The 15710-nt window shown below is 54.9% G+C and carries 14 protein-coding genes and 1 pseudogene; 13 read left to right on the top strand and 2 right to left on the bottom strand.

Annotated elements, in window-relative coordinates; translation table 11 throughout:
- The first annotated feature begins 455 nt into the window (after nt 1–455).
- A complete protein-coding gene (locus tag PHE17_RS20530; protein ID WP_301017794.1) occupies nt 456–728 on the top strand; it encodes a hypothetical protein in 273 nt (90 codons plus the stop codon).
- Between the two features lie 5 nt (nt 729–733).
- A complete protein-coding gene (locus PHE17_RS20525) occupies nt 734–1687 on the top strand; it encodes an ISAzo13 family transposase (protein ID WP_301017793.1) in 954 nt (317 codons plus the stop codon).
- Nucleotides 1688–1697: 10 nt separating this feature from the next.
- Here the strand turns inward: PHE17_RS20525 and PHE17_RS20520 are convergent, their stop codons facing one another.
- A complete protein-coding gene (locus tag PHE17_RS20520; protein ID WP_301017792.1) occupies nt 1698–1880 on the bottom strand; it encodes a hypothetical protein in 183 nt (60 codons plus the stop codon).
- Between PHE17_RS20520 and PHE17_RS21770 the strand changes: the two genes are divergently transcribed.
- The 11 genes from PHE17_RS21770 to PHE17_RS20470 all read left to right on the top strand — a co-directional run bounded on the left by PHE17_RS21770 (nt 1846) and on the right by PHE17_RS20470 (nt 15377).
- Nucleotides 1846–2076: a DUF5131 family protein gene (locus PHE17_RS21770; protein WP_363320161.1), complete on the top strand. Its 231-nt coding sequence runs from the start codon at nt 1846–1848 to the stop codon at nt 2074–2076. The two genes, PHE17_RS20520 and PHE17_RS21770, sit on opposite strands and share 35 nt — an antisense overlap.
- 302 nt (nt 2077–2378) lie before the next feature.
- Nucleotides 2379–3632, top strand: coding sequence for a nitrate/nitrite transporter (locus tag PHE17_RS20515; protein ID WP_301017791.1), 1254 nt, complete (start codon nt 2379–2381; stop codon nt 3630–3632).
- A 44-nt stretch (nt 3633–3676) separates the two neighbouring features.
- Nucleotides 3677–5284: an MFS transporter gene (locus tag PHE17_RS20510; RefSeq protein ID WP_301017790.1), complete on the top strand. Its 1608-nt coding sequence runs from the start codon at nt 3677–3679 to the stop codon at nt 5282–5284.
- 22 nt (nt 5285–5306) lie between these two features.
- Nucleotides 5307–9065 carry a nitrate reductase subunit alpha gene (locus PHE17_RS20505; protein WP_301017789.1) on the top strand — a complete coding sequence of 1253 codons (3759 nt, stop codon included), beginning with the start codon at nt 5307–5309 and terminating at the stop codon, nt 9063–9065.
- Between the two features lie 12 nt (nt 9066–9077).
- Nucleotides 9078–10625, top strand: a complete 1548-nt coding sequence (gene narH / locus PHE17_RS20500) for a nitrate reductase subunit beta (RefSeq protein ID WP_301017788.1) — start codon at nt 9078–9080, stop codon at nt 10623–10625.
- A gap of 13 nt (nt 10626–10638) precedes the next feature.
- Complete coding sequence (gene narJ / locus PHE17_RS20495; protein ID WP_301017787.1) at nt 10639–11157, top strand: nitrate reductase molybdenum cofactor assembly chaperone; 519 nt, start codon at nt 10639–10641, stop codon at nt 11155–11157.
- A gap of 15 nt (nt 11158–11172) precedes the next feature.
- On the top strand, nt 11173–11865 hold the full coding sequence (narI, locus tag PHE17_RS20490) for a respiratory nitrate reductase subunit gamma (RefSeq protein ID WP_301017786.1): 693 nt from the start codon (nt 11173–11175) through the stop codon (nt 11863–11865).
- Nucleotides 11866–11976: 111 nt separating this feature from the next.
- Entirely contained in the window at nt 11977–12963 is a 987-nt protein-coding gene (gene moaA, locus PHE17_RS20485) for a GTP 3',8-cyclase MoaA (protein ID WP_301017785.1), read from the top strand.
- A gap of 7 nt (nt 12964–12970) precedes the next feature.
- Nucleotides 12971–13981 carry a peptidase U32 family protein gene (locus tag PHE17_RS20480; protein WP_301017784.1) on the top strand — a complete coding sequence of 337 codons (1011 nt, stop codon included), beginning with the start codon at nt 12971–12973 and terminating at the stop codon, nt 13979–13981.
- Between the two features lie 7 nt (nt 13982–13988).
- Nucleotides 13989–14888: a U32 family peptidase gene (locus tag PHE17_RS20475; protein ID WP_301017783.1), complete on the top strand. Its 900-nt coding sequence runs from the start codon at nt 13989–13991 to the stop codon at nt 14886–14888.
- A gap of 15 nt (nt 14889–14903) precedes the next feature.
- The gene (locus tag PHE17_RS20470) at nt 14904–15377 is read left to right on the top strand and encodes an SCP2 sterol-binding domain-containing protein (protein WP_301017782.1); all 474 of its coding nucleotides are present in this window, start codon (nt 14904–14906) and stop codon (nt 15375–15377) included.
- Nucleotides 15378–15547: 170 nt separating this feature from the next.
- Here the strand turns inward: PHE17_RS20470 and PHE17_RS21765 are convergent.
- A pseudogene (locus PHE17_RS21765) lies at nt 15548–15710 on the bottom strand (hypothetical protein); the annotation flags it as partial.

The following is a 15710-nucleotide window of genomic DNA, read 5'->3' as shown; positions in this document are numbered from 1 at the left end:
AATACCAGAACGATTGCAGATTCCAGTCCGCACGGCTTGCACCACTGACCGGGATGCGTGGCGTTTCAGGCAGGAAGAATGCAGCCATTGCTACCGCCAGCAGCGTGCTAAACAGCAGGTGGGGAACGGTCATGGCACGGGGAATGGTATTCATGGTAGGTGAACTCCTTTTTTGCCACGATTGTAAGCAACTGATGTGCAGGGGTTATGCAGTTTTTGGGGATTATGTGGCTAGCAGCAGTTTTTTCATGGCGCAGCAGGTACGGCAACCACCAACACAACGCAGGCAATAACAATTTTAGCGAAGGTATTTTTCATGGCAGTACACCAAAACATCAGTCAAACCAATGGAACAGGGCATCAAATCGGCGATAGGGCGGGTCGCCTAAGGAACTGTCCCGAAATAATTTCCCTCTTTTCTGCTGGCAGCGAAAGGGGGAAGATAGCTCCCCGCAATGCCAATCAGCACCGAGGATGAGCCAGTGGATGTTTACCCCTCAGCCGTAGAAAAACAAATGCAGCGTTTCTACCACTCGCTCAATGAGCGTGACCGCCGCCGTTACGCCGCTGTAGAAGCGATCCGGCTTGGGCACGGGGGTCAGGACTACATTTCCCGGTTATTGGGCTGTGACCCCAAGACCATCCGCCACGGGGTAGCTGAGTTGGAGTCAGAGGACGGCTTGCACACTGTAGGGCAGCGAAAAAAAGGGGCGGACGCAAACGGCTGAACGACATGCTCCCGCAATTGGGGGAACATTTCTGCCAAGTTTTAAAGGATCATACGGCAGGCGACCCCATGCGGGAGGCGGTGAAATGGACGAACCTGTCACGTCGGCAGATTGCCCGGCGCGTGCAGGCATTGGGGACATCGGCAGGGAAAAACGTGGTGTCGCGCCTGTTGCGGGAACACGGCTACCGCCGCCGCAAGCCCCAGAAGAAACGCACGATGGGACAACACGCCGACCGTAATGCCCAGTTTGAAAAGATTGCCCAACTCAAACAAACCTATCTGCAAGCAGGCAAACCCGTGATCAGCATTGACACCAAAAAGAAGGAACTGCTGGGTAACTTTTACCGTGAAGGGGTGACAGATGCCGTCGAACCCACCACAGTCAATGACCATGACTTCCCCAGCTATGGCAATGGCCAAGTGATCCCCCACGGCATCTACGACCTTGCCCGCAACGAAGCGGCACTACACCTGAACACCAGCCACGACACCACTGAATTTGCCTGCGAAAGCCTTGGCTTATGGTGGTGTGAGCAAGGGAAACCTAACTACCCCGAGGCTGAGGAGCTATTGGTCTTATGTGATGGTGGCGGCAGCAACAGTTCCTCCGCGTACCTCTTCAAGCAAGACTTGCAGGCATTGGCGGACAACCTGACCCTGAAAATACGCATCGCCCACTACCCGCCCTATTGCTCAAAATACAATCCGATTGAACACCGGCTGTTCCCCCATGTGACCCGTGCCTGCCGGGGTGTGCCGCTGGAAACTGTCAAAACCGCCGAACACTACATGGCAAAAACTGAAACCACCACTGGCTTGAAGGTCGCGGTACGCATCATCAACAAAGCCTTTGAAACCGGGCGCAAGTATGCCCAAGCGTTCAAGGAGAACATGACCATCCAGTTCGATGATTTCCTGCCAAAGTGGAACTACTCCGCTGCACCGCAGTCCCCCTGATTTCGGGAAGTTATTTCAGGACAGTTCCTAAATTGGTATCAAGCTGCCCTTGGTAGCGGGTAGGCAGGACAGGTGTCAGATCACGTTTATCCAGCCGTACCAGCCCTTGCTGGCTAAGGTAGGAATCTACCTGTTCTGCCAGCACTTCCACTGCTGGGTTGGGGAATACATCGACCGATGCAAGGCTGGGCAATAAACCCTTAACACCGCCACCCAAGGCAAAGCAAGGGGCAAGACGGCACAACAGGACAGATAACCCGTGGTGGGGATGCCAAAGAGTAGGGCAAGGGTGTGGCAACTGCTATGCCGCCGCACTGGATAACCGCCCGTGTGGCAATTTCTTCCAACAAGGCAAACAGCCGAAAACACGGCCAGATCGCTATTGGTAACAGCCGTTGCGCTGGCAGCGCCAAGCAAAAAAGCAGGCAAGCGCCGCAGGGTCTTTTGTATGACTATACGTACCGCAGTGGGTTAAAGGGTGTACCACCTCAGTGGTAGCACACATGGAGAAGCTTACTGGTAAAAGATATAACAACATATATAACAATTAGTTAGATAATACCACCCCATACCACTTTGGTAGTAGATTAGACTCCAGAAAGCAAAATCACCCTACTGGAAACAACTTTTATAACAGCGTAAAAGTCACATTGAAATCATTTACAGTTTTGTTACTAGGTAATTTATCGCAATGCACAAGGCTTGGTCAGTCGTTATCATGAGCACGTTGGCGTTTACGGTGTGCTTCATGATTTGGATGATGTTCGCCGTCATCGGCATTCCCATCAAACAACTTCTGGGTTTGAACGAAACCCAGTTCGGCATCTTAGTCGCTACCCCGGTACTGACTGGCTCCCTGATCCGTGTCCCGCTGGGGATGTGGACGGATAAATTCGGCGGACGCATCGTGTTTTTCATCCTGATGTTGTCGACTGTAATCCCAATCTGGATGATCTCGCAGGCGACCCAATTCTGGCACTTCATTGTGACAGGCTTGTTTGTCGGGGTGGCTGGCGGTTCATTCACCGTGGGCATTGCCTATTGCGCCCGCTGGTTCCCCAAAGAGCACCAAGGCTTGTCCATGGGGATTTTCGGGGCAGGCAATACCGGCGCTGCCGTCACCAAGCTACTTGCGCCCATGATTGTGGTGGGGTATGGCTGGACAATGGTTCCGCAGGTATATGCAATACTGATGTTGGTCACGGCAATCATCTTTTGGTTTTTCACCTTCAGCGACCCGACCCATGTGGTTGGCAAACAGGTCACAGTACGTGAACAGCTTGCGGCGTTCAAAGACCCCAAGGTGTGGCGCTACAGCCAATACTATTCCATCGTGTTCGGCGGTTATGTGGCGCTGGCGCTGTGGATGACCAAATATTACGTCAGTGAATACGGCTTTGACCTCAAGACGGCTGCCCTACTGGCAGCTTCATTCAGCATCCCCGGTGGGTTATTACGTGCCATCGGCGGCTATTTCTCCGACAAGTTCGGGGCACACACCATGACGTGGTGGGTGTTGTGGTTGTCGCTGGTGTGCCTGTTCTTCCTCTCCTATCCACAAGGTGACATTACCTTCCAGACCATTAATGGCCCAACCACTTTCCATGTCGGCTTGAATGCTTACATTTTTACCATCCTCCTGTTCAGCTTGGGCGTGGTGTTCGCCATCGGCAAAGCCTCGGTTTTCAAGTACATCTCTGATGATTACCCGCATAACATTGGCGTGGTATCCGGCGTGGTTGGCTTGGCGGGTGGCTTAGGCGGTTTCCTGATGCCAATCATGTTTGGGGCATTGGTTGACCTCACGGGTATCCGCTCTTCCGCCTTCATGCTGATGTTCGGGGTGGTATGGGTGTCGCTGATGTGGATGTACTGGACGGAAGTCCGCCCAATGGACAAAGAACGGGAGAGCAAGCGTACTCCCACCGCTGACCTGATGGAGTGAGGAAATGGATCACGCAATGTTGATTAAGTTACGAGGAGAGCAGCATGACTGACATCAAAAACTGGGATGTGGAAAACCCCACATTCTGGGGCAATACTGGCAAGTCGATTGCCAACCGCAACCTGTGGATTTCGATCCCCAGCCTGCTGATGGGTTTCGCCATCTGGGCAATGTGGGGAATTATCACCGTACAGATGTCCAACCTTGGCTTTCCGTTCAAGGACGATGAACTATTTACTTTGACGGCCATTGCCGGACTGGCAGGCGCGACCCTACGGATTCCGGCCTCTTTCTTCATCCGTTTGGCAGGTGGGCGTAATACCATCTTCCTGACCACTGCCCTGCTGATGATCCCTGCCATTGGTACGGGGATTGCGCTACAAAGCAAGGAAACCCCACTGCTGACGTTCCAAATTTTGGCATTTTTGTCCGGGATTGGCGGCGGTAACTTCGCTTGCTCCATGTCCAATATCAGCACGTTTTTCCCTAAGCGTTTGCAGGGTACTGCGCTGGGTTTGAATGCCGGTTTGGGTAACTTTGGTGTCACCACCATGCAAATACTGATCCCGTTGGTAATGACGATGGGCGTATTCGGTGCACTGGGTGGTGATCCGATGCCGCTGGTGAAAGATTCCGGCTGGGTACTGGGTAAGATTCTGTCAGGGACTGAAACGTGGATTCAAAACGCGGGTTATATCTGGCTAGTCTTCCTGATCCCGTTGGCATTCCTTGGCTTCTTCGGCATGAACAACCTGCTACCGATTTCGCCGAATATAGGCGGCACACTGGCGGCATTCATCAAAATACTTTACCTGTGGGCACTGACGGGCATGGTCACGGCGGTGGGTTTGTACCTCTATTTGCCCGCACCGACGGGGCTTGGCTTGCTGAATATGTGGGTGGCGCTACCGCTGATTATCGTCGCCACATTGATGGTCATGAGAATTACGGCTTTTGGCGAGATGAAAACCAACATCAGCAAACAGTTTGCTATTTTTAGCAACAAACATACGTGGTCGATGACTGTGCTGTACCTGCTGACCTTCGGCTCATTCATTGGCTTTTCCATGGCACTGCCGTTGGCAATTAAGGTTATTTTTGGCAATACCCATGTGTTTGATGCCGCAACTCAGGCGTGGGTACACGCGAAAAACCCTAACGCAATTCCGGTGTTTGCTTATGCATGGATTGGCCCATTTGTAGGGGCACTCATCCGTCCAGTGGGTGGCTGGATTTCTGACAAAACAGGGGGGTCTATCGTTACCCAGATCATCTCGGTCATGATGGTGGCAGCATCTGCTTATGCGGGTTACATCATGATGCAAGCCTACCATTCGGCGACCCCTGAAGTGTTTTTCCAACAATTCTTATGGACATTCGTGGTGCTGTTTGCAGCAACAGGTTTGGGCAATGGCTCGACCTTCCGCACGGTTGGGGTGATCTTTGACCGCTTGCAAGCGGGGCCGGTACTAGGCTGGACATCCGCCGTTGCGGCCTACGGTTCTTTCATTGCGCCTGTGGTGATCGGGGCGCAAGTCAAGGCTGGTACACCTGAAAATGCCATGTATGGCTTTGCCATCTTCTATGCGCTGTGCCTGATTTTGAACTGGTGGTTCTACCTGCGTAGCGGCAGCGAAATCAAGAACCCGTAAAGCAATTTTAGAGGAATAAACAATGAGCCATTTTTTAGACCGCTTAATGTATTTTACCCGTCCTAAAGAGTCCTTCTCTAACGGTCACGGGGTGATGACCATCGAAGACCGCAAATGGGAAGATTCCTACCGCCACCGCTGGCAGCACGATAAGGTGGTGCGTTCCACCCACGGCGTGAACTGCACGGGCGGTTGTTCGTGGAAGATTTTCGTCAAAAACGGGCTGGTTGCGTTTGAAATGCAGCAAACCGATTACCCGCGTACCCGTGAAGACCTGCCTAACCATGAACCGCGTGGTTGCCAACGTGGTGCATCATTCTCATGGTATTTGTACAGCCCACACCGCATCAAGTACCCACTGATCCGTGGACGTTTGCTCGACCTGTACCGCGCTGAACGCAGCAGCGGCAAAGACCCGGTGGATGCGTGGGCAGCCATCCAATCCGATGAAAGCAAACGCCAGAAATACGTGGCGGTGCGCGGCTTGGGCGGTTTCGTGCGGGCAACGTGGGAGGAGATGACCGAAATCATTGCTGCCGCCAACATCCACACCATCAAGAAGTGGGGGCCAGACCGGATTTATGGCTTCTCCCCCATTCCCGCAATGTCAATGATCTCTTATGCCGCAGGTTCCCGCTACCTCTCCCTTATCGGGGCAGCCTGCGGCTCTTTCTACGACTGGTATTGCGACCTGCCTGCCGCTTCCCCACAAACTTGGGGCGAACAGACCGACGTGCCGGAATCGGCTGACTGGTACAACTCCACCTACATCATCATTGCGGGTGCAAACCTGCCGATGACCCGTACCCCGGATGCCCACTTCGCGGCGGAAGTGCGTTACAAGGGTGCAAAAGTGGTGTCGATGGCTCCCGACTATGCCGAATACGTCAAATTCGCCGACCTGTGGATGCCCATCCGCCAAGGCACGGATGCGGCAGCATTTCTGGCAATGGGTCACGTGGCGCTGAAAGAGTTCTACATCAACCAGCAAGACCCGTATTTCCAAGAATACGCCCGCACCTACACCGACCTGCCAATGCAGGTGATGTTGCGCCCGCATGACAAGAAAACTTTTGTATCTGACCGCCTGTTACGCGCTTCCGACTTTGGCGGCGCTTTAGGCGAAACCAACAACCCGGACTGGAAAACCATCGTCTATGACGAAAAGAGCGGTGCATTCGTTGCCCCCAACGGTTCGATCGGTTTCCGCTGGGGTGAAGAAGGTAAGTGGAATTTGCTGCCCAAAAACGCTGCCGACCAGAGCGAAATTCAGGCAGAACTGACTTGTATCGACCGCAAGGACAAGGTGGTTTCCGTCGGCTTCCCGCATTTCAACCACGATGAACCTGAATTGCTGTTCCGCAATGTACCCGTGCGCAAAGTGAAACTGGCGAATGGTGAAACTGCGCTAGTGGCTTCCGTATTCGACCTGCAAATCGCCCAATACGGTATCGACCGTGGCTTGGGTGGCGACAATGTTGCTAAAGATTACAGCGATGACGGCGTGGCTTACACCCCTGCGTGGGCGGCAAAAGTGACCGGCGTGAAAGCGGCGGATATTGAGCGCACCGGGCGCGAGTTTGCCTATAACGCCTCCAAGACCAAAGGCAAGTCGATGGTCATCATGGGCGCGGCAATCAACCACTGGTATCACAACGACCTCGCTTACCGTTCGATCATGAACCTGCTGCACATGTGCGGATGCGTAGGGCAATCCGGCGGCGGCTGGGCGCATTACGTCGGGCAGGAAAAGCTGCGTCCGCAAGCGGGCTGGGCACCGATTGCCTTCGCACTCGACTGGCAGCGTCCGCCACGCCACATGAATTCCACCTCGTACTGGTATTTCCATACTGACCAGTGGCGCTATGAAACGCTGGAAGCTGACAGCCTGTTGTCACCTGCTGGAAAGGGCAAGAACAAGGGCTACTCGCTGGCAGATTACAACGTGGCTGCCTCGCGCATGGGCTGGTTGCCAACCGCGCCACACTGGAACATGAACCCGCTGGAGTTGGTGGCTGAGGCTGAAAAAGCTGGGGCAACCGATGAAGCCAGCATCGGCAAGCACATTGTCGGCAAGCTGCAAGACGGCTCGCTGGATGTGGCATTCGCCGACGTGGATAACCCGGTCAACTGGCCGCGCAACCTGTTCGTGTGGCGTGCCAACCTAATTGGGACTTCCGCCAAAGGCCATGAATATTTCCTCAAACACCTGCTGGGTGCGCAAAATGGCGTACTGCAAGAAAGCGGCGCGGGGCGCGGCAACAAGGAAGTGAAATGGCACGAAGATGCGCCCATCGGCAAGCTCGACCTGATGGTGGACATCAACTTCCGCCTCAATTCCACCGGGGCTTACTCCGACATTATCCTGCCGACCGCGACGTGGTATGAGAAAAACGACCTCAATACTACGGATATGCACCCCTTCATCCACCCATTGGCAGAAGCGGTGTCACCGGGTTGGGAATCCAAGTCCGACTGGCAAATCTTCAAATCCATCGCCAAGACTTTCTCGCCACTGGCAGAAAAACACTTGGGTACACGCAAGGACGTGGTAGCGCTGCCGATGCAGCACGACTCGCCGATGGAACTGGCGCAACCGTTCGGTCAGGTGGTTGACTGGAAGCGTGACGGGGTTGCCCCGATTCCGGGCAAGACCATGCCGATCCTGAAAGTAGTCGAGCGCAACTTCGGTGACACCTACAAAAAGTACATCGCCCTAGGGCCGTTGATGGTCAAGCTCGGCAACACGATTAAAGGCGTAGACTGGAACACCGAACAGGAATACGAAGAGCTGAAGAAGTGCAATTACACCGTGAAAGACCAAGGTGTGTCCTTCGGGATGCCATCGTTGGAAGAAGACATTTACGTGTGTGATTCCGTGATGCGCATGGCACCAGAAACCAACGGTGAAGTGGCGCACAAGGCTTGGTCAGCGATGTCGAAAAAGACGGGCATTGACCACCACCACCTGTACGCGGGGCGGCACGAGGACAAGATTACCTTCCGCGACATCGTGGCACAACCACGCAAGATCATCACCGCGCCTACGTGGTCGGGAATTGAGTCCGAACACGTCTCTTACACTGCCGGGTACACCAATATCCACGAACACATCCCGTTCCGCACCCTGACCGGACGGGCGCATTTCTACCAAGACCACGAGTGGATGCTGGATTTCGGTGAAGGTTTCTGTACTTACAAGCCGATGGTGGACTTGGGCGAACTCAAAGGTTTGCCAGCCGCTGTCCTCAACAAGCCGCACCTGAGCCTGAACTGGATTACCCCGCACTCCAAATGGGGCATCCATTCCAGCTATCAGGACAACTTGCGGATGCTGACGCTGTTCCGGGGCGGGCCTTACGTGTGGGTGGCGGAAGACGATGCCAAAACCATCGGGCTGGAAGACAACGACTGGGTGGAAGCGGTCAACCACAACGGCGCGACCGTGGCACGGGTGATCGTTTCTCAACGCATCCCACGCGGGATGGCGATGATGTACCACGCACAGGAGAAGAACATCAACGTACCGGGTTCGCCTTCCACGGGAAAGCGTGGCGGTATTTTGAACTCCGTGACCCGCGTACTGGTCAAGCCGACCAATATGATCGGTGGTTATGCGCAATTGGCGTACAGCTTCAACTATTACGGCACGGTCGGTTGCCAACGTGACACGATGGTGGCTTTGCACAAGATCGCGGATAAGGACGTGGACTGGCTGGAACGCCCGCTCACCCCAGCCCGCGAAGCGCAACGCAACCCCAATGGCATCGGCCCCAAGTAAGGAGTTACCTTTATGAAAGTCAGAGCACAATTCGCCTTCGTCTTCAATCTGGACAAATGTATCGGTTGCCATACTTGCTCCGTAACCTGCAAGAACGTGTGGACTAACCGCAAGGGCGTGGAATACGCATGGTTCAATAACGTCGAATCCAAACCCGGCATCGGCTACCCCAAAAACTGGGCAGACCAGAAGCAGTGGAAAGGTGGCTGGGAACTCAAAGGCGGCAAGTTGGAGCTGAAATCCGGCGACCGCAAGTCCAAATTGCTGAATATTTTCGCCAACCCGGATATGCCGGAAATTGACGATTACTACGAGCCGTTCACCTACAACTACGCGCATTTGCAAAACGCGCCGTTGCTGGAAGCGACCCCGACTGCCCGCCCGCAATCGCAGATTACCGGCGAAACCATGGAAAAAATCCATTGGGGGCCAAACTGGGAAGACGACCTTGCAGGCGAGTATTCCAAACGCAGCAAGGATGTGGACATGGATGGCATCCAGAAAGAGATGTACAGCCAGTTCGAGAACACTTTCCACATGTATTTGCCGCGCATCTGCAACCACTGCCTGAACCCGGCGTGTGTGGCAGCTTGTCCGTCTGGTTCGATCTACAAGCGCGAGGAAGACGGTATCGTACTGGTAGATCAGGACAAATGCCGGGGCTGGCGGATGTGCATTTCCTCCTGTCCGTACAAGAAGGTGTTCTACAACTGGGAATCCGGCAAGGCTGAAAAGTGCATCGGTTGCTACCCACGGGTGGAATCCGGGATGCCAACCGTGTGTTCCGAATCCTGCGTCGGGCGTATCCGTTACAACGGCATTATGCTGTATGACGCGGACAAGATCGAAACGCTGGCCAGCACCCAGAACGAACAGGACTTATACGAAGCCCAATGCAACATCTTCCTCGACCCCAACGACCCCAAGGTGATCGAAGCCGCACGCGCCGAAGGCATCAACGAAGACTGGATCATTGCCGCGCAAAAATCGCCGATCTACAAAATGGCAATCGACTGGAAGATTGCCTTCCCGATGCACCCGGAATTCCGCACCTTGCCAATGGTGTGGTATGTGCCCCCACTTTCCCCGGTGCAATCCCAGATTGACCAAGGCAATTTGCCCGTCGGTCCCGATGGTGCAATCCCGCTGGCGGGAACCATGCGTACCCCGATCCAGTACCTTGCCAACCTGCTGACCGCAGGCAAGACCGCGCCAGTGGAAAGCGCCTTGAACCGCCTGATTGCGATGCGCAGTTACCAGCGTTCCGTGCATGTGGAAGGCATTGCCGACACCCGCGCACTGGATGCGGCTGGCATCACCGAAGACCAAGCCAAAGAGATGTACCGTTACTTGGCGATTGCCAATTACGAAGACCGTTTCGTCATCCCCACCGGGCATGAGGAAGTGCGGCTGGAAGATTTCTACGCCTTCCAAGGGCAGAACGGCTTCACTTTCGGCAACGATTCTTCCGCAGGCATTTCCAAAACCTCCTTGTTCCCGGAACGGCGCAAGGAAACAGTGGAAGTCTGCGTTATCCAACCCTTGTCCAAGTTGAAGTAACAGGAGCTAGCTTATGTTTTACCGTTTACTCGCAAGGTTGCTGGATTACCCTACGGCTGAATTGCAGTCCGCACTACCTAAAATCTGGACGCAACTAAGCAGGTTGTCGGAAGGGGAACGCAAAGTGATCGGCAACTTCCTTGCCCACCTGCACTGGGAGGACATGACCGAATGGCAAGCGTTGTACGTGCGCACTTTTGACATGGTTCCTGACAATGCCCTGCACCTGACCCATCACCTGTTTGGGGATGACAAAAACCGGGGGCCTGCGCTGATCGACTTGAGCGAATTCTACAAGGAATACGGCTTGGAACTGGCGGCGAACGATTCCAACGAGTTGCCGGACTTCCTGCCGCTGGTGCTGGAATTTGCCGACCAATTGAGCCGGTTGGAAGCCAAGGTGTTCCTGAGCCAATGGACCAAGGTGTTCAGCCAGCTTGCCCTGAATCTGGAGAAGGTGGAAAGCCCTTACGCACCGCTGATCCGCCTGATTGAACAACGCAGCCAGTTTGTTACTGCCAAAGCGGCCTGAAAGGAGGAATGACCCATGTTTGATTTACATACATTTTTGTACGGGGTATTCCCCTACATTGCCACCATCGTGTTCCTGCTGGGAAGCTGGATACGTTTCGACCATGAGCAATACACTTGGAAGAGTGACTCCAGCCAACTGCTATCTAGGCAGAACATGCGACTGATGAGCAATTTGTTCCATGTGGGGATACTGGGGATTTTCTTTGGGCACATTGCCGGGATGGTGATGCCGCATGGCTTGTGGGTAGGGTTGGGCATTTCTGACCTTGCGCACCAGTGGATTGCGATTTTGGCTGGCTTGGCGTTTGGTGGCGCAGTGGTTGCGGGTGGCGCAATGCTGTGGCATCGGCGCATGTTTAACCCGCGTGTGCGTGCAGCGAGCCGCTGGATGGACATCAATATCCTCGGTTGGCTGGTCATCACCGCCTGCTTTGGCTTGCTGACTGTCCCGTTCTCCATCGGTCATGCTTCACACGGCGACGTTACCACCATGCTGGTGTTGGGTGAATGGATTCGCAGCATCTTGATCCTGCAACCCGAACCGGAACTGATCCGCAACGTGGGCACGGTTTATAAGGTTCATGTGTTCTTTGGCATGTCGGTATTCCTGTTCTTCCCCTTCACCCGGCTGGTACATGTGTGGAGTGCCCCCATCCCATACCTGTTCCGTGCTTACCAAGTGGTGCGCACCAAGCGCAGCCTGTAAAGGGCGGGCACTGAACGTTTAGTTACACCCTCCGAAACGGTCAGAAATGAGCCTTTGACCGGGGTGCGGGCGGTAGTGATACCGCCCGTTTTTTATCTTGAGAGGTGAGTTATGGGCAAAGAATTGGTTGACCCTTATGGGCGTAGTATTAGTTATCTGAGGGTATCCGTCACCGACCGCTGTGACCTACGCTGCTTTTACTGTATGCCGGAACACTTCAACGATTATACCGTGCCTGACCACTGGTTGAGTTTCGATGAAATCGAACGGGTTACGGCAGCATTTGCGGCCTTAGGCGTGAGCCGTTTGCGCTTGACAGGTGGTGAACCCTTGGTGCGCAAGGGCTTGCCTGAACTGGCGACACGGCTGGCGGCATTACCCGGCATCACCGATTTATCCTTAAGTACCAATGCCAACCGCCTCGCACATGAGGCTGTTGCGCTTAAGCAAGCGGGCGTTTCCCGCCTCAACGTCAGCCTCGATAGCCTGCAACCCAAGCGTTTCCAACTCATTACCAAAGGCAAGCTGGAAAAAGTCATGGCAGGATTGATGACAGCGAAAGCCGCCGGATTTGCCCCAATCAAAATCAATATGGTGGTGATGCAAGGCATTAACGATGACGAAGTGCTGGATATGGTAGAATTTTGTCTGGAACACCGCTTCACCCTGCGCTTTATCGAAACCATGCCGATGGGTGAAACGGGGCGCAATGCCCGCGATTCGTATTACCTGAGCCTGCAAACGGTTAAGGCACGGTTGGCGGGACACTACAATTTGTTGCCGTCGATCATGGAGGGCGGTGGCCCGGCGCAGTATTACACCATTGGCGACACGGGGCTGAATATTGGGTTTATTACGCCAATTTCGCGGCATTTTTGTGCAACCTGTAACCGCGTGCGGCTGGGCGTGGATGGCACGCTGTATTTGTGTTTGGGGCAGGAACACAGTGTGGGATTACGTCCGTTATTGCGTGCGGGGATTAGCGATGTGGCGTTGCAGAGGGTGATCAGCAAGGCACTGTGGTTGAAGCCAATGGAGCATAACTTCAACCAGACGCAAACGCAGGTGCTGCGGTTTATGTCGATGACGGGGGGGTAAATGTTTGATGTCAAAGCCTTTGCTCGAACTCATTTGCCCCGCTGGTAGTTTGCCCGCGCTCAAAGCGGCGGTAGACCACGGCGCAGACGGTGTTTACCTCGGTCTGAAAGACAATACCAACGCCCGCAACTTCAGCGGCTTGAATTTCGACGCCAAAGCACTCGCGGAAGGTGTCCGCTATGCCCATGCCAAAAACCGCAAGGTACTGATGGCGCTCAACACTTACCCACAGCCCGCCACCCTCAAACGCTGGCAACAAGCGGTGGATACCGCCGCCACCGCTGGGTTGGACGCGATCATCCTCGCCGACCCCGGCCTGATGGCTTACGCGATGAAAACCCACCCGCATCTGCGCTTACATCTTTCTGTGCAAGGCTCGGCAACCAATTACGAAGCCATCAACTTCTACCACGAACATTTCGGCATCCAGCGGGCAGTCGTGCCGCGTGTGCTGTCGTTGCCGCAGGTGGAAAATGTGGTGCAACACACCCCGGTGGAAATCGAGCTGTTCGGTTTCGGTGGCTTATGTGTGATGGTGGAAGGCCGCTGTTTGCTGTCTTCGTATGCCTGCGGCGATTCGCCCAATACCTTCGGCGCATGTTCCCCCGGTCATGCGGTACGTTGGCAACAAACCCCCACAGGCATGGAAACGCGCCTCAATGGGGTGCTGATCGACCGTTACGCCGACCACGAAAAGGCCGGCTACCCAACCCTGTGCAAAGGCCGCTTTGAAGTGCAAGGCGAAACCTATTACGCACTGGAAGAGCCGACCAGCCTCAATACGCTGGAAATGCTGCCGGAAATGCACCGCATCGGCATTGCCGCGATCAAGATCGAAGGCCGCCAGCGCAGCCCTGCCTACGTCGCACAAGTGACGCAAGTCTGGCGTGCCGCGATTGATGCGGTGAAACGCAACCCCGCCACCTTCAAACCGCAACCCGCGTGGTTGACCCAACTCGACAAAGTATCCGAGGGCAGTATGCACACCCTCGGCGCTTATTACCGCCCGTGGAAATGAGGCACTGATGACATCACCCATCAAACTGGCTCTTGGGCCATTGCTGTATTACTGGCCCCGCGACACGGTGCTGTCCTTCTATGAACAGGCGGCAAGCTGGGCGGTGGATACCGTTTACTTGGGCGAAACCGTGTGTTCGCGCCGCCACGAATTGCGCCTTGACGACTGGCTGTATCTGGCAGAAATGCTCAGCGCAGCAGGCAAGAAAGTGGTGCTTTCCACCCAGACGCTGATTGAGTCTGAATCCGACCTCAAGGCACTGCGCAAGGTCGTGGATAATGGGCCGTTCCGGGTGGAAGCCAACGAGTTTGGGGCAGTCCGGCTGCTGTTTGAAGCGGGTATGGCGTTTGTGGCAGGCCCGGCGTTGAATGTGTACAACCCCGACACACTGGCTTTGCTGGCAAGCTGGGGCGCGGTGCGCTGGGTTCCACCCGTGGAAATGCCGCGTACCATGCTGGCTGCCATGCCGATCCCAGCGGGGATGGAGACCGAAGTGTTCGCCTACGGGCGCTTGCCGCTGGCGTTTTCGTCACGCTGTTTCACCGCACGGCATTACAATTTGCAGAAGGATTCCTGCCAGTTCCGCTGTATCGACCACCCAGAGGGTTTGCTGATGAATACCCGTGAAGGTGAAGGCTTCCTCACTATCAACGGCACACAAACCCAGTCCGGCAAGGTGCATACGCTGGCGCAACACTTGGGCGAACTGGCGGGGACACCCGTGGCAGCACTCCGCCTGTCGCCACAAGCACAGCATATGGCTGAGGTGGTAGCAACCTTCCGGGACGTGCTGGATGGCATATTGTCTGCGGCGCAAGTGGCAGCACATTTGCAACCGTTATTGCCCGCACCCGCTTGCGATGGGTATTGGTTGGGAAAGGCGGGGCTAGACCTCACGTCCGTTTAAAGGAGACAGATTCCAATGACATTGGTATTCCCTGCTTCGCTGGCATCGCTGTTTGCACGCCTGCCCGCTTACCCCGCTTCACTGGCGTTTGCCACGGCGTTCAACCTCACGGTGTGGAAGAGCCTGCAAGACTTGGATTGGGAAGCCCTGCAAAAGCGCCGTTTCTGCGTGCATGTACGCGATACTGGCATCAAGCTGTGGTTCTCGGTGGCAACGTCCGGCCTCAAGGCAGAAAAGGCGGGGCAGGCGGATGTCACTTTCACCGCTACGCTGATGGATTTCACCCGCCTTGCGCTGCGGCTGGAAGACCCAGACACGCTGTTTTTCAACCGCCGCTTGCTGATCGAGGGTGATACCGACCTTGGCTTACGGGTGAAAAACATGCTCGACGGGGTGGAATTTGAAACCCTGCTGGCAAGTTTCCCCTACGTACTGGGGCGTTTGGTGAACCGCGTGCGGGAACGGGCATTGCGGGAGGGGATGGCCTGACCCCACATCAGGAACTGCCGTTGCTGGACTGGTATCCTATCGGTTTGACAAAGAAGCGCACCCACCCCGCCTACTACGGGTTGCTGGTCACAAGTACTGCCTTTGCACCACGATGCCGCCATCATTGGCAGGCTTTGCTTGAATGCACCGTATTGCCTACGGCAGCAATGCTATTTGCGGCATTCCTTGTGATGTACTGCGCGTTCAGGCATAGCCTCTACTTGGAGTCCCAACCTTGCAAACAGTTGCTGATCCCCTTCCTCAGATGGATTATCAGTTGTCAGCAATCGTTCACCATAGAAAATTGAATTTGCCCCTGCAAAAAAACACCAT

Origin of the sequence: Thiothrix sp., from assembly GCF_028714775.1 — a bacterium.
Classification (GTDB): domain Bacteria; phylum Pseudomonadota; class Gammaproteobacteria; order Thiotrichales; family Thiotrichaceae; genus Thiothrix.
The sequence above is the reverse complement of the archived record's forward strand: the minus strand, read 5'-3'. Positions and strand labels throughout refer to the sequence as shown.

Excerpts from the sequence above, each read along its gene's own strand:
- PHE17_RS20525 (WP_301017793.1), top strand. The coding sequence starts at position 734 with ATGCTCCCGCAATTGGGGGAACATTTCTGCCAAGTTTTAAAGGATCAT.
- narH (WP_301017788.1), top strand. The coding sequence starts at position 9,078 with ATGAAAGTCAGAGCACAATTCGCCTTCGTCTTCAATCTGGACAAATGT.
- PHE17_RS20480 (WP_301017784.1), top strand. The coding sequence starts at position 12,971 with ATGTCAAAGCCTTTGCTCGAACTCATTTGCCCCGCTGGTAGTTTGCCC.
- moaA (WP_301017785.1), top strand. The coding sequence starts at position 11,977 with ATGGGCAAAGAATTGGTTGACCCTTATGGGCGTAGTATTAGTTATCTG.
- narJ (WP_301017787.1), top strand. The coding sequence starts at position 10,639 with ATGTTTTACCGTTTACTCGCAAGGTTGCTGGATTACCCTACGGCTGAA.
- PHE17_RS20470 (WP_301017782.1), top strand. The coding sequence starts at position 14,904 with ATGACATTGGTATTCCCTGCTTCGCTGGCATCGCTGTTTGCACGCCTG.
- PHE17_RS20510 (WP_301017790.1), top strand. The coding sequence starts at position 3,677 with ATGACTGACATCAAAAACTGGGATGTGGAAAACCCCACATTCTGGGGC.
- PHE17_RS20475 (WP_301017783.1), top strand. The coding sequence starts at position 13,989 with ATGACATCACCCATCAAACTGGCTCTTGGGCCATTGCTGTATTACTGG.
- PHE17_RS20530 (WP_301017794.1), top strand. The coding sequence starts at position 456 with ATGCCAATCAGCACCGAGGATGAGCCAGTGGATGTTTACCCCTCAGCC.
- PHE17_RS20505 (WP_301017789.1), top strand. The coding sequence starts at position 5,307 with ATGAGCCATTTTTTAGACCGCTTAATGTATTTTACCCGTCCTAAAGAG.
- PHE17_RS20515 (WP_301017791.1), top strand. The coding sequence starts at position 2,379 with ATGCACAAGGCTTGGTCAGTCGTTATCATGAGCACGTTGGCGTTTACG.
- narI (WP_301017786.1), top strand. The coding sequence starts at position 11,173 with ATGTTTGATTTACATACATTTTTGTACGGGGTATTCCCCTACATTGCC.